The 21,917-nt window shown below is 50.9% G+C and carries 10 protein-coding genes, 1 tRNA gene and 1 other RNA gene; 2 read left to right on the plus strand and 10 right to left on the minus strand.

The genetic code is table 11. The annotated features are described in order from the left end of the window. Positions 1-7: 7 nt before the first annotated feature. From EML15_RS09850 to ffs, 8 genes are all read right to left on the minus strand, one after another. Positions 8-3,463 (minus strand): bifunctional proline dehydrogenase/L-glutamate gamma-semialdehyde dehydrogenase, encoded by a 3,456-nt coding sequence (locus tag EML15_RS09850; RefSeq protein WP_144275083.1) that lies wholly within the window; start codon positions 3,461-3,463, stop codon positions 8-10. Between the two features lie 400 nt (positions 3,464-3,863). Further along, positions 3,864-4,520, minus strand: a complete 657-nt coding sequence (locus EML15_RS09855; protein ID WP_144275081.1) for a recombination mediator RecR — start codon at positions 4,518-4,520, stop codon at positions 3,864-3,866. Between the two features lie 54 nt (positions 4,521-4,574). Further along, positions 4,575-4,895, minus strand: coding sequence for a YbaB/EbfC family nucleoid-associated protein (locus EML15_RS09860; protein ID WP_144275079.1), 321 nt, complete (start codon positions 4,893-4,895; stop codon positions 4,575-4,577). Between the two features lie 48 nt (positions 4,896-4,943). After that, entirely contained in the window at positions 4,944-7,304 is a 2,361-nt protein-coding gene (locus tag EML15_RS09865) for a DNA polymerase III subunit gamma and tau (protein WP_144275077.1), read from the minus strand. Between the two features lie 68 nt (positions 7,305-7,372). Then, positions 7,373-7,924 (minus strand): suppressor of fused domain protein, encoded by a 552-nt coding sequence (locus EML15_RS09870; protein WP_144275075.1) that lies wholly within the window; start codon positions 7,922-7,924, stop codon positions 7,373-7,375. Positions 7,925-7,975: 51 nt separating this feature from the next. After that, positions 7,976-9,235: an aminotransferase class I/II-fold pyridoxal phosphate-dependent enzyme gene (locus EML15_RS09875; protein ID WP_144275526.1), complete on the minus strand. Its 1,260-nt coding sequence runs from the start codon at positions 9,233-9,235 to the stop codon at positions 7,976-7,978. 304 nt (positions 9,236-9,539) lie between these two features. Continuing rightward, positions 9,540-15,611 (minus strand): hypothetical protein, encoded by a 6,072-nt coding sequence (locus EML15_RS09880; protein WP_144275073.1) that lies wholly within the window; start codon positions 15,609-15,611, stop codon positions 9,540-9,542. A 134-nt stretch (positions 15,612-15,745) separates the two neighbouring features. Beyond that, positions 15,746-15,842: signal recognition particle sRNA small type (gene ffs / locus EML15_RS09885), an RNA gene on the minus strand. 133 nt (positions 15,843-15,975) lie between these two features. On the opposite strand from ffs, the gene EML15_RS09890 reads away from it, so the two are divergent. Continuing rightward, positions 15,976-16,062, plus strand: a tRNA-Ser gene (locus EML15_RS09890). 47 nt (positions 16,063-16,109) lie between these two features. Here the strand turns inward: EML15_RS09890 and EML15_RS09895 are convergent. Beyond that, a complete protein-coding gene (locus EML15_RS09895) occupies positions 16,110-17,930 on the minus strand; it encodes an ATP-binding protein (RefSeq protein ID WP_144275071.1) in 1,821 nt (606 codons plus the stop codon). Positions 17,931-18,254: 324 nt separating this feature from the next. Then, positions 18,255-19,418 carry a UDP-galactopyranose mutase gene (glf, locus tag EML15_RS09900; protein WP_144275069.1) on the minus strand — a complete coding sequence of 388 codons (1,164 nt, stop codon included), beginning with the start codon at positions 19,416-19,418 and terminating at the stop codon, positions 18,255-18,257. A 272-nt stretch (positions 19,419-19,690) separates the two neighbouring features. Here glf and EML15_RS09905 point away from each other — a divergent pair, with 272 nt between their 5' ends. Next, the gene (locus tag EML15_RS09905) at positions 19,691-21,910 is read left to right on the plus strand and encodes an N-acetylmuramoyl-L-alanine amidase (protein WP_349236857.1); all 2,220 of its coding nucleotides are present in this window, start codon (positions 19,691-19,693) and stop codon (positions 21,908-21,910) included. The last annotated feature ends 7 nt before the right edge of the window (positions 21,911-21,917 follow it).

Here is a 21,917-nt window from a genome sequence, read left to right on the forward strand (position 1 = left end):
TTTTGTGTTACTTTTGCAAAACGCCGAAGCGGTGGCGGGTTGTGGATACTGCCTGTTCTAGGAGGAAGTACAGCAACTCACGACGGCCGTCGGCAAGCACTGGCGCATCGAGAATCACAGAGGAAGACTCCACGGCACTGCTGTAGAGCTGCTCAGGTACCTCGCCAATGGCACGAATGCGCTGGAAGGAGGTGCCTGCAACACTAGCTGCGAACTCTTCATCAGAAATGACCTCTACTGGCACTGGTAGCTGCTCAGCTACCTCAGCAGCTGCTGAGAATACAGTTTCGGTGCCGCTGAGTTGCGCTGCCAATTTCAGGCGCAGAATCTCCACTGCACGAGCGCCTGCACCAACGCGTACTTTAAGTGGCGCAAGCAATGGGCGGTAGCGGAATACATTGGACTCGCTACGTAGCGCGGTGCGGTCATGTTCTACTCCGAACTCTTCACGCCATGCGATTGCGTCGAGACGCGCAGCTGCGTCGAGGAAAGCGCGATCTTCTTCACTAAGCTCGACTTGGCGAGTAAGTTCACGCAAGGTGCGTGCGATTTCTGGATCCAAGGTAGTAGCTGGGATATTGTCCAAGTCGCCGTCGCGCCATGTACCCTGCTGGGCTACGTAGTTTGGTCCGCCTGCTTTCGCACCTTGGCCAATGGCGGAGTTCTTCCAGCCACCGAAGGATTGGCGTTGCACGATTGCGCCAGTGATACCACGGTTGATATAAGCGTTACCCACCTCAACGTGCTCACGCCAATATGCGATTTCTTCTTCGTCGAGGGAGTGCAAGCCGCCGGTGAGTCCGTATCCTGTGGCATTTTGGAGCTTAACGGCTTCTTCGAGAGTCTTAGCGCGCATAATGCCCAGCACTGGACCGAAGCACTCATTGGTGTGGTACCAAGAGCCTGGTGCGACGTTGTCACGCACGCCTGGTGACCATAGGGTGCCTTCTTCGTTGAGTTTCTTGGGCTGGATGAGCCATTTCTCACCTGGCTCAAGGGTGGTCAAACCACGCAGTAGTTTTTCACCTGGAGCTTCGATGACACCATTCATGGTGGTGGTGATGTCGGTACCATAGCCGACTTTGAGGGTGTTCACTGCGTCGAGCAGCTGTCCCATGAAACGCTCTGATTCTCCTACGCTACCGACGAGGATAACCAAGGAAGCAGCGGAACATTTCTGACCTGCGTGTCCGAATGCGGAGCGGTAAACGTCGTTCACTGCCAAATCTGGGTCGGCTGCCGGGGTGACCACAATCGCGTTCTTACCGGAAGTTTCTGCGTTGATAACCATCTTTGGTTTCCAGCCGCGGAATAGTTTTGCGGTATCGGATGCGCCGGTGAGGATCACGGAATCGACATCTTCATGGGATACGAGCCTGCGTCCTGCTTCTGCCTCATCAGCGTTGATGAGCTGTACAAGATCGGTGTCCACACCCGCTGCTGTCAAGGCGCGGTGCACGGCTGCGATGGCTACCTCTGCACAGCGCACTACCTGCGGCGCTGGTTTGATGATGACTGCGGAGCCAGCAGCAAGGGCGGCGAATACACCGCCGAGTGGGATTGCCACTGGGAAGTTCCACGGTGGAGTGATAACTGCCACCTTGTATGGGGTGAATACGCTTCGGCTGTGTTCAAGCGCGCGAGCTGACTCGGCGTAGTACACGGCGAAGTCGATTGCCTCAGAAATCTCTGGGTCAGCTTCCGCGACGGTCTTGCCTGATTCATGGGTCATGACGCTGATAAGCTCGCCGCGTGCGTCGGCAAGTGCGTCGCCGATTGTCTCTAGGATACGAGCGCGCTCTTTGACACTTAGCGCTGCCCACTGTTGCGCCTGAGCTACTGCGGTAGCTACTGCGGTGTCGATTTCAGCAGGGTCGGTAATGACTGGCGATACCACTTCACCTGGATCTTTGCTTAAGCAATCCAATGCCCATTCGCGGTTTTGTCCCAATGATGGGTCGGTGTCTGGTTCGTTGATGAACCCGCCAGGACGAGAATGAGACTGTCGACCGGACTCCGTCAATCGGTTCTGGGTACGGTTAGGTCCGGCAAAAGTGCTCCAGCGGTCGCGTACTGCATTGCGGAAGCGTAGCTCTTGATCCTCGAGAGGAGTGAGGTGATCAGGACCTTCTACCTCTGGGGCGAAGAGTGCATAGAGGAAGTTTTGTTTCTCGCCATTTTCTTCCAGACGACGCACCAAGTAGGACACAGCAACGTCGAAGTCTTCTTCGTGAACCACTGGGGTGTAGAGAATAAGCCCACCGACGACTTCCTTCACCGCACGAGATTGCGCAGGTGCCATCCCCTGTAGCATCTCGATGTCGAGCTGCTTATTGACGCCACGAGCTGTGGCAAGTTCATGGGCGATAGCCACGGTGTAGAGGTTGTGCGAGGCAACACCAATGCGCACATTTTCTGCGTGTTCTGGCTGCAGAATGTAGTCCAGGAGTCGAAGATAGTTCGCATCTACTTCTTCTTTGGTGTGGTATGGTGCTTGCTCCCAATCGTGGATTTCCGCATCAACGCGTTCCATTGAAAGGTTTGCACCCTTAACCAGGCGAATTTTAATTCCTGCACCGCCTTGCGCGCGACGCTGCTTGGCAAACTCAGCAAGTTGCACGAGTGCGTCGAAAGTATCTGGCAGATACGCCTGCAATACGATACCGGCTTCAAGGTCAAGGAATTCTTCTTCCGAGAGCAACTCGGTAAAGAGTTTGATGGTCAGGTGAAGATCCTTGTACTCCTCCATGTCCATGTTGATGAAGGCGTGTGGGCTGCGCTTTTTGGCTTCGCGGTACAGTGGACGCAAGCGGTCTTTGAGGCGTTCGGTATTGCCTTCAATATCCCAAGGATTCAATTGGGCGCACACGCTTGATGCTTTGATCGACGCGTAGGTAACCAATGGGTTTGCCAATAGTTGACGAGTGCGCTCAAGGCGTGACTTTGCTTCTTTTTCGCCGAGCACTGCCTCACCGAGAAGGTTGAGGTTGAGCTGGAATCCATCAGCTTTTGCTTTGGCAAGCATTGCGTTGAGGGCTTTGCCTTCTGCGTCGAGCACGAGGTGCCCAACCATTTGGCGCATACGCTTGCGAGCCAGTGGCATAACCAGTTTTGGTGCCAGTGGTGCTACGAGAGAACCAGCGGTTACTAATCCTTTGTCGATTGCGCCGATGAAGTCAGGGAGAGTTGAGCCTTCGGCGAAGGGACTAGCGAGCCGACTCAGTTCTTTTGCAGCAACTTTATTGTCTTCAGGGCGTGCTACGCGGTCGACGAATCCCATGGTGAATTGGATGCCGTCGGCGTCGCGTACCAAAGCCGCAAGCTGTTCGGTGGACTGTGCTTCTTTTTTAGAGGCAGCGTTATTGGTTACCGCTAACCATTCTTGAGCACGGACAACTGCTTTTTCGACAACATTGTCAAGATCTGCTGCATTAGCAATAGGGGTATTTGCAGGAGTAGTCATCATTATTTCTTTCATGAACTAATGTACATTCACTGGCACTGTGCCACGGCAGCATGAACTGCTGGCATAGTTGAAGTGAAATGTGAATAAAACTGATGGTGATACCGGCAAGGAGTGCCTGGGTATCAAGATTTTGCTAAGAAATGTTAGACAACAGGTGGGCGATCAGAGACATGACGTTCACGGTCACGAGTGTTCACTAGCGCCAGCCTCTCTTTCAGTACCCGAATTATCAACCTTCGGTGATAAGTACACACGAATTGAGGTGAGTATAAGCAGCAATAGAGAACTCAAACAACACACAGAACACACCCTTGCCTTATTTTTACCCCCGCACAACAAAAACACGCAGTTAAATGGCGTTTCCACTCAAAGGTGATGGTGTAAAAATACCCCCAAACTAGAGTCGTAATCTACCGCTAAGGGCACGCGAAAGAGTAAGTTCATCCACAAATTCCAGGTCGCCTCCCAGGGGCATACCAGATGCTAGACGAGAAACCACTAGACCAGGAAACTCTTTGATAAGGCGCACCAGGTAGCTTGCGGTTGCTTCGCCTTCGGTGTTGGGGTCAGTGGCAAGAATAACCTCGCTGACGGTTGGGGGATCGTCGTATAGCGGGGTGGCTTCGGTCGAGTCTGCCAGTTCTCGGTCTGGCAAGGTGCCACCGATTCTTTGTAGGAGTTGTGTGATATTGAGCTGCTGTGGACCGATATTGGCTAGCGGGTCGAGGGAGCCACCGAGCACATGGTATCTGCCGTGGTATTCACCGGTTCTTTCAATGACTTGGATGTCTTTTGGTTCTTCTACCACGCAGATTATGGTGCCGTCGCGCCCTGAGTCGGCACAGATGCGGCATACGTCTTCGCGAGAAACATTGCAGCAGATTCGACAGAAGCTCACACCGTCGCGTACTGCGGCGAGGGCATCACGCAGGCGATCAATATCTGCTGCTTCTTGGTTGAGAAGGTGAAAAGCAATGCGTTGTGCACTTTTAGGTCCAATGCCTGGCAAACGCGAAAATTCGTCTATGAGATCTTGCAGGGGACCTTCATACACTTGGCTTTTCCTCTTTTCTTGGTTTCTGGTTTCTCAGCGTGTGGGTTAAGGGGCTTAGAACATTGATCCCATGCCGTCGAGCCCTTGGGAGAGTGGTCCCATTTTTTGTTCTGCCAGGCTGCTGAGTTTGCTGTGCGCATCAGCAAAAGCACCCACGACGAGGTCTTGTAGTGTTTCTGGATCTTCTGGGTCAATAACCTGCGGGTCGATAGTCACGCTGCTGACTTTTCCATCACCCACAAGATCAATGCTCACAAGCCCATTCCCTGCGGTACCTGTGACTGTGGAGTTGAGGATTTCCTGCTGGGCTTCTTGCAATTTTGCTTGCATTTGCTGTGCTTGGGCAAGCAGTTGAGACATATCTGGCTGAGTCATAGTTGTACCTTTCTTTTGCTCTTTTAAGACTACTGGCGAGTGTACCTGTTAGAGGCGACGCGCACCGAGTTCTTGCTCAAGAAGTTCCACTGCCACGGTCATGGCGTCGCGGTGATCAAAGTTCCCAGGCTCGCGCGCCTGCGACATCATCATTTCTTCTTCCTCTGCAATAGACGAGTCCACTATATGCTGAGGTTCCGCCCCCGACGCTTTTTGCGCCTGTGGCTCAGGGTCTGCCCATTCAGGTTCTGGTGCTTCAGGCAGAGGAGCACCGTCGCTAAACGAATTTTTCTGCTGTTCCTGGGCTAATTGCTCAGCCCTCTCCCACCGACGACGCCTACGCGGTGGCTCTGGTGCGGGGGTCGCAGGAGTAGGAGCGGAGACCTGGGCTGGCGCAACCGGGGGAGCTACAGGTTTTTGAGGCTCATCATCGGTTATTGCCTGCCCTATGCGAGCGGGCTCTCCCCAACCATCGGTTTCTTCTGCTACTGGTTCTTGTGGTTCTTGCGCCGCCGTTTCTGCTACCTTTGCTGCGTCTGCTGCGTCTGCCGTTTCTGCTACCTTTGCTGTCGCGGCCGTCTCTGGCTCAGGATCAGGTTCCGATTCAGACTCTGCGGTGTCCTCTGTTTTCTCTGGGTTCCACACTGTAGGTTCTTGAGGTATAGCCGCATTACCCACTACATAGTGCGCATTTAATTCATGGCCAAACTCTTGGTTGAGCACATTTTTGATAATGCCATTATGCGGATCATTGTTGAGTCTATGGGCAAGTGCACCGGTGCTATGCATGAACACAATGGTGTTTTCTGCACTGTCAAAGTGATTCGGGCGTGCTCCTAGCAGCAAAATACCTGTGGCAGTATTTTCTTTGTGCACCTGAGCACGTATCTGCTCCCACTTTTCTTTTAATTGTGCAAAATTAAATTCGTGCTGTTGTTTGTGCTGTTCCTGCCCTTTGGGCTGCTCTTGCTGCGCTTGTTGTGCTTGCTGCTCCGGTTGCTTCGGCTCTGACTGTTCTTTCTCACCGCGACTATGAGCACGCTCATCCACCACATCAGCAGGTGCTGCTGATTCTTGCTGTGCAGGAGGATTAGCAAGCTGTGCAGCTGCTGCTTGCGCTTCTCGCTCGGCTTTTTCTCGAGCAAGACGCACAGATTTGCGCTCATATTTCAGAGGGGCAGCTGCCGTATCCGCAGCGTTAGTCGCCACGCTAGCCGCAGCACCAGAATCAGCAGATCCAGCTTCAGTACGAGCAGGAGCAGCTGCCGCCACAGGCCGCGCTGGAACACCATGATCGTGTTGCACAGAGGATACGCCACCAGGAAGAAGCATTTTGACACAGAGAATCTCAAGCAGTAATCGAGGCGAAGTACTGCCTTTAAGGCTTGAGAGTCCGTCGTTAAGCGTGGTAGCTAAGCGTGGCAAATCCGCATGACCAAAATGCGCTATTTGCTCCACTAACACCGCAACACGTTCTGGTGGCACATCAACTAATCCCATATCTACTGCTTGAGGCACTGCCTGGAGCAGCATGAGATCCCGCAAGTGGTCGAGTAAGTCACCAGCGAATCTGCGTGGATCCAACCCGGCTTCAATGACTTTATCCACTGTGCCATATAGTTGTGCTGCGTCTAAGCCGCTGAGGGCATTCACGGCAGCGTCGATCAGTGTTTCATCGGTAGCACCAAGCAGCATACGGGCACGAGAATAGCTCAAACCGTCTTTCTCTGTGCCGGCTAGGAGCTGGTCTAGCACGGATAACGTATCACGAGGAGAACCACCACCTGCGCGAATGACGAGCGGATACACAGATTCTTCTACCGGTATCCCCTCCCCCGCTACAGCATGAGAAATAACCTCACGCATTGCTTGTGGGGTGAGCAACCGGAAAGGATAGTGATGAACACGAGAGCGAATAGTGGGAATCACTTTTTCTGGCTCTGTAGTCGCAAAGATAAAAATAAGATGCGCAGGCGGTTCTTCCACCACCTTGAGCAGTGCATTTGCTCCGGCATTGGTAATCATGTGGGCTTCGTCGATAATGAAAATGCGATAGCGCGAGTCCGCTGGCGCATAGGCTGCCCGATCACGCAATTCACGCATATCATCGACACCATTGTGGCTTGCCGCGTCTAGCTCTGTGACGTCAAGAGTGCCAGGACCATTGGGGGCAAGCGCAATACACGACTCACACACACCGCAAGGGGTAGAGGTGGGACCTTGCGCACAGTTAAGACTACGCGCCAGGATACGTGCCGATGAGGTTTTACCGCAGCCACGCGGACCGGAAAATAAATAGGCGTGATTGATGCGCCCATTATCTAAAGCGGTGGATAATGGGGCAGTTACCTGTTCTTGACCAATGAGTTCTGCAAAAGATCCCGGTCGGTATTTACGATAAAGAGCCACGATTCATAGATTACCTAATGCTCTCGACGCGGGTGCCCCCATTGCCAATGAGAGAGGAATTTGGGGGTTTAGCGCGACCAATTATTGAGATCAATCTGTGCTTTCCCCATTTCTTTTTGCAACTCCACCACACCATAAGCAGTGGCGTATTCATATTCTTCTTGGGTGAGCATAACCACTTGCAGCAGAGCTGTGAGCTGATGCTTTTCTGTGTATTGAGGCACTTGCCCTTGCCACACAAATGGGGAGATACACAGTCCATGCCGCACACTAATTGTTTCTGGCAAAGATGCCCGCTGGGCAAGGTCGGTAAGCATTGTGCCTGGTTGAGCAGTCAGAGTGCCGATATTCTGGGCAAAAGTATCCGCAGCAGCAAGCACAACACTGGCAACAGTGGGCATTTCGGCACGGGCAAGTGCAAAAAGCTCACTGCGTACACTTTTGTCACCGGCAACTAGACCAGTGTCTACTGCGTTGAAATTAAGCGTCGCAGCCAGTGTCTCCTCCGCCAATTGCGCAGTGGCTATATGGAACCCCTGCGGATTACCCACAGGAGCATTGAGCTGTATTTCAGCGGGAATGATGTTGCGATACCACTGAGCGACTTCTGCTATGTCCATCTCGTTCCCATCACACTTATCGACGCATCACGCTTGCCGACGCTCACCTGCTTAAAGGTCAAAATGCCCAGCCTCTACCGCAGCGAGCAAGACACAGGTAGCCACACCATCCATAGCAATCTCCAACTCCTCAATTGGCGGCAAAGAAGGCGCAAGGCGGATATTGCAATCAAGCGGATCATGATGCAATGGATAAGCAGAACCTGCCCCAGTAAGCGCAATACCTGCTTCTTTCGCTAACTCGACCACCCGGGCAGCAGTCCCCTCAATCACGTTGAGGGAAATGAAATAACCACCTTTGGGTTGGGTCCACTCGGCAACATCATACTCAGCTAAACGATCGTGAAGAATCTCAAGCACGCACTCAAACTTTGGCGCTAAAGAAGCAGCGTGCTTGCGCATAACTTCGCGCACACCATCAGCACTGCCAAAGAACTGAGCATGAGCAAGCTGGTTGATTTTATTGGGACCAATTCCACGAATAGCAGCATGACTCTCATACCAAGCGATATTTTCCAGTGAAGACGCAAAGAACGACACACCCGAACCAGCGTGGGTAATCTTTGAGGTAGAGCTCATGAACCAGAATCGGTGCGGATTACCTGCTTGCTGTGCAAAATCAATCACATTATGCACCTGAGGGAACTCGTCGTTTAGCGTATGCACTGCATAGGCATTGTCCCACACAATCCTGAAATCTGGGGCAGCTGTTTCTAGCGCAGCTAGCTCGCGACACACCTGCTCAGAATATGTAACACCCGTGGGGTTGCTGAACACCGGAACCGCCCACATCCCCTTAACCTGAGGGTCTTTCACCAACTCGCGCACAGCATCAACATCAACGCCGTCCTCGGTTAACTCCACTGGAATCATCTCAAAACCAAAATGCTCGGTGATAGCAAAATGGCGGTCATAACCTGGCACAGGACACAACCACTTGACCTTTTCCTCATCCTTCCAAGGGCGCTCAGAATCCTGAGTACCAAAAGCATACGCCCAGCTGATGAGGTCGAACATGATGTTCAGACTAGAACCATCACCAGCAATGAGCTTATCGACGCTTATCCCAAGCACCTCAGCCCATATAGCACGAATATCCTGAATACCTTTAAGACCACCATAATTACGGCAATCCGTGCCGTCGGCAGCGAGGAAGTTTTCCCCAGGCAAAGCCAACAACGAATTAGAAAAACTAAGCTGCTCAGCAGAAGGCTTACCGCGGGTGAGGTCGAGCTTAAGGTTACGAGCTTTGAGCTGCTCATATTCATACTCAATACTGCTACGCAACTCCTCTAAATCAGCCTGCTGCATTGCGAGAGCAGCCTCTTCCGTATCATGGCGTTGTGTCATTTTGATGCTCCAGGGATTGTCTCGTACGACCAGGAAAATAATTAATTTATACCTTCAAGAGTAGCTAAGTTTGACAGAAAAAACAGCCCCTCGAGCAGAACTTTTTAGATTAACTTTACGCACTTAATCCGATACCGCTCGCAGCTTTTCGACGTTGTGTTGAATGCGAAAAGTGGGGTGGTGCTTGTTACACCACCCCACATCTGCGCCCACACTATACGTGCTATGCGCGTGCAGGACACACCATCCCGTCTAAGAGCAGGCTTTAAGCAGCTAGATGACCACCCGTAGTCACCCGCACACCAGACTTCTGAGTCTTGCCACCAGTATTAGTCTTAACACCAGCCTTCACCGTCTTAGCAGTCTTATCCGCAGCAGGCTCAGCCTTCACAGGCTCACCAGACTCAGCAGGATTGGTGCCAGACTGGGCAGGACTATCACCAGGGTTGGTTGGGTTGGTTGGTTTCTGGCAATGCTTCACCACCTCACCAGCAATCACACCACCAGACTGGACAGGCTCAGCAGGTTTGCTGGACTCAGGCTTGCTTGGTGTGCCACACGCAGGCTTAGCACCCACAGACTCACCACACGACCCAGCAGGCTTACTGGACTCAGACTTGGAAGGCTTAGCAGGCTTGTCAGCCTCAGACTCAACAGGCTTAGCAGGCTTGTCTGACTCAGGTTTATCTGATTCTGGTTGTTCTGGTTGGTCAGGCTCCACCACCACAGCACGAGCCACATCAACATCCAACACCGGACCCTCAGAACCAGTCTCACCATCACCATAGATTGGAGTTGCCTGGGCGGTTGCGATATTCACATGATCACCAGACACAGGAGCCTTCAATATCGCATGACACGTGAAAGACTCACCAGGGGCGAGTGACTCCGGTTTATCCTCACACGTGATCTGATCCGATGGAATCACATTATCCGAAAGGTCAATACTTTCCAGTACTGCCGAACCAGTATTAGTCACCTCAAACACGATGTTCATATCCTCACCTGGTTGAACCTTCACACCAGGCTTACTATTGGCATCATCACCATTAATCTTCTTCACCACAGTAATAGAAGGAACCTTCACCACCTTCTCAGGCTCATCCACCCACGCACGAGCAACATCAGAATCCTTTACTGGACCCTCAGGACCAGACTCACCCTCCGCGTAGACTGGGGTTGCCTCTACCGTTGCGATATTCACATGATCACCAGACAATGGTGCTGCCAGTGTCGCGGTACAGGTGAAACTGTCACCAGGATTCAACGTGTCAGGCTTATCCTCACACATAATACCTTTCGCATCAACCACATTATCCGTAAGGTCAATGTTTTCTAACGCCACATCACCATCATTGGTCACCTCAAACACGATGTTCATATCCTCACCAGGTGACACCTTCACACCAGGCTTCGTGTTCGCATCATCGTCGTTAATCTTCTTCACCACTGTAATAGAAGGATTCATCACAGTTGCATCAGGAACATCCACCCACGCATTCGCCTCATCAACATCCTTAACCGGCTGATCAGAACCAGTCTCACCCTCACCGTACACTGGAGTGCCTTCAACCGTTGCGATATTCACGTGATCACCAGACGATGGAGCCTTGAGTGTCGCATGGCAGGTGAACGACTGGCCAGGCTTGAGGGTTTCAGGCTTGTTCTCACAGGTGATGTGGTCTGCTGGAATCACATTATCCGACACAGTGACATTTTCTAGTGTTGCGGTACCAGTATTGGTCACCTCAAACACGATATCCATATCACTACCCGGTTGAACCCTCACACCAGGCTTACTATTAGCATCATCACCATTAATCTTCTTCATGACGTGAATGGAAGGCTTCTTCACTTCTTTCTGTGGTTCATCCACCCACGCATTCGCCTCATCAGAATCACGCACAGGAGAATCAGAACCAGTCTCACCATCACCGTACACAGGGGTGCCTTCAACCGTTGCGATATTCACATGATCACCAGACACAGGAGCCTTCAACGTAGCTTGGCAGGTGAACGACTGGCCAGGAGCAAGAGTCTCAGGCTTGTTATCACAGGTGATCTGGTCTGCTGGAATCACATTATCCGACACAGTGACATTGCCTAGTGTTGCGGTACCAGTATTGGTCACCTCAAACACGATATCCATATCCTCACCTGGTTGAACCTTCACACCAGGCTTCGTGTTCGCATCCTCGTCATTAATCTTCTTCACCACAGTAATAGAAGGCTTCTTCACTTCTTTCTGTGGTTCATCCACCCACGCACGCGCAGGATCAACATCCGACACAGGGCTCGTGGGACCAGACTCACCATCACCATACACTGGGGTACCCTCTACACTGGCGATATTCACATGCTTACCAGACACAGGAGCCTTCAACGTAGCTTGGCAGGTAAACGACTCACCAGGGTTGAGTGTGTCAGGCTTGTTCGCACAGGTGATTTGGTCTGCTGGGATCACATTATCCGTGAGATTAATGTTGTCTAACGCAACATCACCATCATTGGTCACCTCAAACGAGATGCTCATATCCGAACCTGGGGCTACACCCACACCAGGATACGCATTCGCATCATCACCATTAATACTCTTGATGACTTTCACAGAAGGAACCTTGGCTACTTTTACTGGTTCATCCACCCACGCACGCGCAGGATCAACATCCAACACAGGGCTTGTGGGACCAGACTCACCCTCACCATACACAGGAGTGCCCTCAACCGTTGCGATATTCACATGATCACCCGTAGCTGGTGCCTTGAGTGTCGCAGAACACGTAAACGACTGGCCAGGCTTCAGTGACTCTGGCTTGTTCGCACAGGTGATTTGGTCTGCTGGAATCACATTATCCGTGAGATTAATGTTCTCTAGTGTTGCGGAACCATCATTGGTGACCTCAAACGACACCTTCATATCGCTACCTGGGGCTACTTTCACACCCGGTGCCACATTCGCATCATCGTCGTTAATTTTCTTCATCACTTTAATCGATGGGATTTTGGCTACTTTCGCTGGCTCATCCAACCACGCAAACGCCGAATCATCATCCCTAACAGGAGTATCACCCACAGGATGACCCTCCTCATCAACCGGAGTACCAGTTACTGTCGCAGTATCCTTATGTGTGACACCAGAGCTTGGTGCCGGCAACGTGGCAGTACACGTAAACGACTCACCCGGTGCAAGAACCTCTGGTTTATTCTCGCACACAATATCCTGAGCATTCTTAATCTGATCGTCAGACACTGTCACGTCTTTGAGTGGTGTTTCACCCGTGTTCGACACCTCAAACGAAATGTTCAACGACTCACCAGGTTTCACAGCAACACCAGGCTCACGATTCGCATCATCACCATTAATCTTCTTCACCACTTTCACACCAGGAACACGTGGTTTCGGTTTGTGTGCATGCGCTGGATTCGACCCAGTCACCTCACCCGCAGGACCAGTCGTACCCTCCTCATACACAGGCACGCCTTTTACCGTCGCAGTGTCTTTATGCGTTTGGCCAGCCCCAGGTGCCGGTACTGTCGCCGTACACGTAAACGACTCCTTCGGCTGTAACACTGCTGGTTTATCAGCACACACAATAGCCTGAGCATCAGTGATCTGATCATCTGTTACTGTCACGTCTTTCAATGGTGCCTCACCGGTGTTGGTGACCTCGAACGACACAGTCATCGTATCGGCATCAGAAGCAATCACAACACCAGGTGCCGTATCAGCATCATCACCATTAATCTTCTTCACCACCCCAATACCAGGAACCACAACTTTAGGCTCAGGAACAGGAACCACAGACGACGAAGACGGTGCAGGCTCCACAGACGACGACGTAGGAGCAGAAGAACTAGATGTAGGCTCAACCGAAGAAGAAGAAGAAGAAGAAGTAGTCGACGGTGCCGCAGAACTAGAAGTAGTTGACGGTGCAGACGACGATGTCGTTGGTGTTGCCTCAGGTACCCGAGCATTCGCTGGGTCAGAATCCGTTAACGGTGTATCACCCACAGGATTACCATCCTTATCAACAGGTGTAGCAGTCACCGTACCCGTATTCGTATGCATCTCACCAGCCTGAGGTGCAGGCAGGGTTGCATAACAGGTGAGTTTCGCACCAGGATCCAAGGTTTCTGGTCGACCAGGACACGTAATCTTACTTGGATCAGTAATCACATCATCACTGACCACAATATCCTTCAACGGCATATCACCAGTATTAGTCACCTCAAACATAATGTTCATGTCTGAGTCCGCATCAACCACAACAGCATCCTCTGTGGTATTAGCATCCACAGCGTTAATCTTCTTCACAAGTTCAACACCAGGAGCTGCACCATGCGCATTCGCAGGATCCTGTGTCGTTACGTCCCCACCATCAACAGGATTACCATCCTTATCCACAGGCGTTGCTGTTACCGTTGCAAGGTTTGTATGCTGCTCACCAGGTTTCAGACCATCAAGAGAAGCACGACATGTCACCTCTTCAGCAGGTTGCAACACAACAGTATCAAGACTACTGCTGCCACAGGTGATTTTGTCTGCCGGGATCTTATCATCAGCAAGTCTGAGGTTCTTCAGCACCGTATTGCCCGAGTTACGGATCATAAACCTAAACGATAATTTTTCATCCTCAGCAACAGCAATACCAGGAGCCTCATTCGCACCCTCACCATTGATCATCTTGTCCACACTCACACGAGGAACAGGTTTTGCTTGGAGTGGATCACCATGAGCAACACCTTCAAGAGCTACAAGCGGTATAGCTCCGCCGTCACCACAGGAACCATAGTGTGCACTATTTTCGATATGCCCCTGACTAGACTTATAGCTTTCTGGGTCAGTGGAATAGGTCAGGATAGTGTTGTACTCCGCAGCACCAGAATACGGAGCAAACACACGAGAACCAAAAAGACCTATGCTATACAAAGAGGATTTGCTAAGTACATCAGCTACCACATTAGCGCTAGCATTGCCGCTCTCATCAACCCGAGTAGTGGTACCACTAACCTGCAATGATGCAACGTCTTCTCCCCAGGCGTTTTTCATAATTACAGGTTGCCCCAACCCAGGAATCTTATAGTCCACATATACTGTGCCATTTGCAGGATCGTCATTGGATCCAATGATTTCAGGCTTATGAGCTTCTTGCCACGTCTTAAACGCTTCCGCAAACAATTTATCTAAAGCGTCAGCGTCTTCTTGGGTGATTGTTTTACTGTTCCAGTCAAAGGACTCACTTAGTCCGTTGGTTCCTGGTTGTGCTTTTGCTTTCACACCCTCGAGATCAAAGTCAGGTGGGTACACATATGCTTGTGGCGGAACAGGAGTACCAGAAGGGTACTTCGTGTCTAGGTCACCAGGCTTCCACCCACCATTCTTACTAGCGAAACCAGGGCGTCTTGTAGAAGCTGAGGAGCTATTCAGGTTGACTTCCGTGTCATCATGCAAACTCACCATTTTCATGGGTGTTTGTGCTTCATCTACACGTACACGCACATAGATGTCTTGGAAGGTTTCGTTCTCACCACCAACATCACCAATCGGCGGAGTCACATATACATCACCTGTCGCCGAACCATACACGCCAGCACCCTGTTTAGCACTGCTATCAGTAACAGGAACATAAGCAGGTAACATATGCCTTGTACTACATGCCATAACTGGGATGGGCATACCTACAATCGTGCCACGAGGAATAGGGTTCGTGTTGGTATTACATTTTCCACCATCACGTTCAACTGTGGTGTACAAATCCCACTCATGATTGTTACCCTGCGAGTCGACAGTCGTAGCAGTATAGCGCAATGATTTTGCGTCGCGCTCGCATTCACCTGTAGGGATATAAGCTGTACGCGTGAGTTGCGCAGTACGATTAATCAACCCCTCAGACTCTGGCTGCAACGTCACACGATAACCACTGCTTGCAGAAACAGCAGTAGCAATTATTTTTCCACTCACGGGATCTTTGAGAATAAGGGCGTCATGGAGAGGCTGGAAACCAGCTGATTTAGGAGAACTTCCTTCCACTTCCGTCGCCAGATCAACATCAATGTAATCCCCCGTTTTTGCGTCATCAGGGAACGCAAAATCCACAGTCAACACAACCTTATCCTTGTTATCAGGATCAGTTGTTACTGTCATGTTTTTAATAACAGAATCAGGCAGCTGCTTTCCACTAGCGGTATCCGCCGCTGGTGCTGTTGTTTCATCAGCAGCCCACACCACAGGCACACCAACACCAGAACTAGCACCTCCCCACATGCCACTGGATAGTAATCCAGTAGTCATCATCACTACACCAATACGGCGCAGCAACCAGTGTTTCTTCCCCATGAACACTCCTTAGAAAAACCTTAAGAAAACATAAAACACCTAAAGAGTAGCCCCCCCCCCCCATAAAAATGTCCAGCCGAAAAACACACCAAAAACGCACGACTACCCCCATAAACACCCCGTACCACCCCATAAGAAAAGGGACCCCGCACACCCGCCAGAGCCCGCTGACCCTTGCTGCATTCCTGCCCTGGGGGAGTTCACGGGATAAACGCCATGCGAAGTCCTGCCACACACAATAGCGCATTTTCTTATAAAGCCCAAAGTGTGCCTTGGCATGACGTCGATAAGCTGCGTATAGCTTGTGATTTGCAGTTGAGGCACCCCTATGTGTACTGTCTTTCGAGTACACATTTTGTGTGTTGGAGGATTCGACTAGCGGCCTATGTCACACGCCTGGAACGCGTGCGGGAGCAATCCCTCAGGGGTTCAAATCCCCTATCCTCCGCCAACTCCCTCTAGCCCTTACCGCTAGAGGGAGATTTTTGCTACATACCTCTAAGTCCGCACATATTTTGTGTCTCGACGCCCCTGCTTACCAAGCATCTGAATGTATCCGCGCTCAATGAGCCAACTTAGGGCAAAACGAGTTTGACCTTCGCTAAGACCTGTGACTGCTATGAGTTCCTGTAAAGTTGCCGGTTTGTTGATTGCAGCCAATTGATCCAAAGCATCGAGAATCGCAGGACCGTTCTTTGTAAGTGGTTCACTCCTTTCTCCTTCAACTTTCTCCCCACCGGTTATTTCAACGGCTGCTTTAGCAGAATCAGCAGATATTTTTGTAGTGTTAGCTCCTTTCACAAGATTTTTAGCACGATAAAGTTTCACTCTATTAACTGTTTTGGCGATAACATCTTCCATGCTTTCTATTTCTTTGAGGATTGACCGTGCTTGGTTAGCATCCACACCAAACTCTTCCTTAATTCGTGGCGCAGACCATTCCTCTCCATCACGTAAACTCATAATTATCTTCACCGCAGTCTCCGACAGAGGAGAAACTTGAAGATTATTCTCGTATCTGGACAAATCCTCATGCGTTAGGAGAGCACGACGAGAAAGCTGCGCCATGAACATGATTCCTTGATCCTTGAAATGAGGGGATCGTAAGCTTGCCTGCTGCATAGCCGTTATAGTTTCTGCAATGCCACCGCCTTCTCCTTCGATCACACGATTACCGTCGTGCATCCGGAGATGTTTACAAATCTCATACAGAGTTGGATTGACTGCTGATTTTCCTCCCGGTTGTCCCAATTGGCTCTCTGAAACACCCCATAACCCACCTGGACTTGTGATAATCAGGGAATCATTTTTAATACGAATCTCAATGCGTTTTGTGTCTGTCACGGAATCCAAATTGCGGTGGATCAAGGCGTTAGCAATGATCTCACGAACCGCACGCATTGGTAGTTCACTCTGATTTTGTCCGTGACCTGCGGTGGTATAGCTTATGCGAGTCAGTGTATTACGCATAACCCACTCTAGTGACTGTTCTAGTAAGTCTGGGATTGGCCCTGTGAAATGCTTAAGGTCTTGGGTTCGTGCTCCGTCGATTATGGAATCAAGTTGAACAGCACAAGTGATGCCCAAACTTGGGTTAATTCGCTGCGGAGCAATGCCAAGGGCATAAAGACCAGCAAGGGAGACACGACCATCCCTGCTGGTTACCCCAGTATTAAATAGGATCTGCTCATCTGTTAACGCAGCTTGACGACGCGACTGTATGCGAACTTCCCTCAAATAAGCAGCGAGTAACTCTGGATCCAGGTCATCAATAGCACTATCTTGCACAAAATCACGATCCGGGTGAGTTCGCTGGAAAGCTTGAGTTTTGAGGAGCTCAAGTTGGGCAATTTCTTGCACACTGAGCTCATAGTCACCATCTGCTTGGCGCAGGTATGCGGAACCAGCGTAGTAAGCTGGGCGATCTGATAATGGAAGCCCTTGAACGTGAACGATAAGCACTGTTTTATTTGCTGATTCAGTTGCTGAGGATGTGGAAGCAGAAAGATCTGCAGGGAGAGTAACAGTTGAAAATGAGCAGTTCACGGGAGGGGTGATAGAGTCACGGGCTTGGCTAGCAATGCTTTGCTCATAGCTTGCGACATCACTAATTCCAGTTACAGAGAATCCTGCTTTTTCGTCGATTCCTATGACAATAACGCCACCATCAGGCGTGTTCCCAAAAGCAGAAAGAGTCTCTCCGAGGTGTGGGACTCCATTTCTGCCGGTTTTTACTTCCACCTCGTACTTATCGCCACCACGAAGGCGTAGTTCATCAATAAGGTGAAGCACATCATCATCAGTCCAATTCAGAGTCACACTTAAACTTTAAGTGTGCAAGACTTAAACTTCAAGTGTGGACAAGAGTTTAAGTGTGAAAAATCCTGCCAACCCTATTCAACAGGGAAAACTCCCGCTTTAGAGATTTTTAGAGTTTTCCAACACTCTCACACTTAAACTTTTAGTGCACAGACTTAAACTATAAACCCCACACTTGAACTTTAAGTGTGGGAAAGTTGCAGTCTTAAACTTTAAGTGTGAGGTGGGTCATTTTCAGGCACCAAACCGGAGCCAGGAACCATACGAACCACACCCAGCACCTCCAGGAATGATTCAGTCTTTCTCACCTTTAGCTTAAAGCGGCTAGCTCAGTTCGTCGATAAGCTTGTTATCAAACATGGATAGCGCAGATGCAATCGCCATGTGCATATCGAGGTACTGATAAGTGCCGAGCCTGCCACCAAAGTAGACCTTATTTTCTGCGGTTTCAGCGTCGGCAAGCTCACGGTATTTGAGTAGCTTTTCGCGGTCGTCAGGAGTGTTGATTGGGTAATATGGCTCGTCATCCCCCTCAGCAAAGCGTGAATACTCTTTCATAATGACGGTCTTATCTTTGGGGTAGCTGTCTTCGCGCTCTGGGTGGAAGTGGCGGAATTCATGAATACGCGTGTAAGGGAACTCGGCATCGTTGTAGTTCATCACTGGCGTACCTTGGAAATCGCCTGTAGGCAGCACCTCTGTCTCAAAGTCGAGCGTGCGCCAGCCTAATTTTCCTTCCGAATAGTCAAAGTAGCGATCTAGCGGTCCGGTATATACAACAGGCGCATCGGGATTCTGGGCGCGTAGTTCTTCTCGCACCTCAAACCAGTCAGTGTCTAGGCGCACTTCAATGTTTTCGTGCGCTGCCATATTTTCCAGCCATTGCGCATAGCCGTCGACGGGCAGGCCTTCGTATGTGTCGTTGAAATAGCGGTTGTCGAAGTTGTAGCGCACTGGCAGACGGGTGATATTACCTGCTGGCAGCTCTTTTGGATCTGTTTGCCATTGCTTGGCGGTGTAGTCGCGGATGAATGCTTCGTAGAGTGGGCGACCGATAAGCGAGATTGCTTTTTCTTCTAAATTGGTAGCATCTTCGGAGTTGATTTCGCTTGATTGCTGCGCAATGAGTTCGCGGGCTTCATCTGGGGAGTAATAACGACCAAAGAATTGGTTAATCAAACCAAGCCCCATCGGGAATTGGTATGCGGTACCTTTGTGCATGGCGAATACGCGGTGCTGGTATCCGGTGAAGTCGGTGAACTGATTAACATATTTCCACACTCGTTCATTGGAGGTGTGGAATAGGTGTGCACCGTATTTATGGATTTCAATTCCGGTTTCTGGTTCCGCCTCGGAGTAGGCATTGCCGCCAAGGTGGGAGCGACGTTCTACGATGAGAACTTTTTTATCTAGTTGGCTTGCTGCGCGCTCTGCGACGGTAAGCCCAAAAAGACCAGAACCGACCACGATTAAATCGAAATTACTCATAGCCTCGAGACTATCCTAAACCCAGTGCTAATTCAGGGAAGCAACCAGTTAATCATCGATTTAATTGCATATGGAATAAAAAATTTTTAGAATTCACAGTTTTCATCGAACACCGCGCTCATGCACCATTTTTCACATATGCAACATAGAAAACTACAGGATTATAGCACCTCATCTGTTTCATTAACCTCATTCATATACTAGACTTGCCAAAGATTGAAAAATGTCCCAGCAGCACCACGACGATATGAGTAACCAAGGGAGTGTTCTACGTGCCGCAACGGAAAAAGAAAAAACTCGCACCGCGCACAGGCTTGAGCGCGCTTATTGTTAAGCCACTCAGCGCGGCTGTCATAACGACCACTGTGGTTGCCGCAGGTCTTGTCGCAGCCGGCGGTACCTCCATCCTGCGTACCGACGGCGATGCCGTCGCCCCCATCGACCCCACCCTTGCCACTGACTCTCTTGCCGCCGGCGAAAACGTCGTCATTGACGATCCAGCAATCGCCACCCAAGGCACAGGCGAGGCAGCACGCACGGTAAAGCAATTCAACCGTGCTGATGAGTTCTCTCAATTCGCCCTGACCTGGACCGGCGAAAAAGACATAGCCGCCTTTGTGCGTAGTCAGCGCAACGACGGTTCGTGGACCTCCTGGTTTAAGGCAGAACCTGCGGATAACGCCGTAGACACCCCAGGTGCAAAGCACGGTACCGACCTTGTTTATGTGGAACCCACTCATACCGTGCAAGTTTCTCTGGCGGGCGTCGACCTGCTCAGCCCAGCTAACACTGATCCTGCTGCACCTGCCTCCGCCGCAGCCAAAGCAGCAGATTTCGACGTAGTGTTCATTGACGGTGGCGAATCCACCACTCCAACTGATGGCATCAACCTCACCGCAGACTCCGACGGAATGCCACGCGTTATCTCCCGCGCGGGCTGGGGAGCCGATGAGTCGTTACGCTGCCAACAACCTACCTACAACGATGGTGTTTCCGCAGTAACCATCCACCACACAGCTGGTTCCAATGACTACACCGAAGCACAAGCACCTGGTATCGTCCGCGGTGTCTACAAGTACCACGCTCAAACCCTCGGCTGGTGCGATATTGGTTACCAATCCCTTGCTGACAAATACGGCAACCTCTACGAAGGACGTTTCGGCGGTCTGAATAAAGCTGTTGAGGGCGCTCACGCAGGCGGTTTCAACGAAAATACCTGGGCAATTTCGATGCTTGGCAACTACGATATTGCAGAAACCACCCCGCAGATGATTAAAGCCGTCGGAGAGCTTGCTGGTTGGCGCGCAAAGGTAGCTGGCTTTGATCCAACTGGTTCCGACACTCACTATTCAGAGGGGTCCTCGTACACCAGCTATGCCTATGGCACCCCAGTTACTTTGCCTAATATCTTCGCGCACCGCGACGTTGGTCTAACCTCGTGCCCTGGTGAATATGGTTATGCGCAAATGGATAATATCCGCAGAATTGCCAAAGAAAAATATGATTCTTTGATTGCAGGCGCTAACCCACCTGCACCTGCACCTGCACCTGCACCTGCACCTGCACCTGCACCTGCACCTGCACCTGCACCTGCACCTGCACCTGCACCTGCACCTGCACCTGCGGAGAATAGCACGACAGCAGCACCAGCAACTACTAGCACTGCCGCACCAGTTACCCCTGCGGCGGCAACAACACCAGCTGCGCTCGTTCCTGCGGCAATCCAAACCACAAGTGCCAAAACCGAAGCAGCAACGACAACTGAACCAACTGTAGTCCCTAGCCCTATTGCCCCAGTGACTCATACCGCTACTACTGCAATAACCACCACTGCCACGGCAACTACTACAGCTATCGAAACAGAGACTGCCACCGAGACAACAACAGCAACAGCAACAAAAACGCTGACCACCCAGGCTGTCGCAGAGCCAGAAACTCATGCGAGCACCACAAACGCTGCTGAACCAACATCTGCGGTGAGCGTCGAAAAGCAGACGCAAGAGCAAAAATCAGCGCCCGAGCATGAGAAAATTGCCCAGGCAGGACTCAGCGAAATCGAGGACACCACCGAGGCTCCTAAGCAACAATCCTCCGGAATCCGCTTGTCTGATTTGCGCGCACTGCTCAATAATATCGCCTCATTCTTCAATGACCTGCGACTCACCCTTGGTTACGCTCACACTGGTTCTGCAACCAGCTCACCGTTGGGCAAACCACGTTCTGGTGTGAATACTTATACTGATTCACAAGGCCAACCCGTGCGCTATGTGCTTTTCGACAATGGAATTCTGGTTGATTCTCAAATCACTGGCGTACAAGCACTGTGGGGTCGCATTGCCGACGCATGGGCCAACCAAGGACTTAGCCTTGGGGCACTCGGCTTGCCAATTAGCCAAGAATACCCAGCTGGCGGGCTTATTCGTGCTGATTTTCAACATGGATACATCACTTTCGACCCAGCCACAGGGCAGATCCAAGTGATTAATTACTAGGACACAT

Origin of the sequence: Corynebacterium sp. sy017, assembly GCF_017918135.1 — a bacterium.
Taxonomy (GTDB): domain Bacteria; phylum Actinomycetota; class Actinomycetes; order Mycobacteriales; family Mycobacteriaceae; genus Corynebacterium.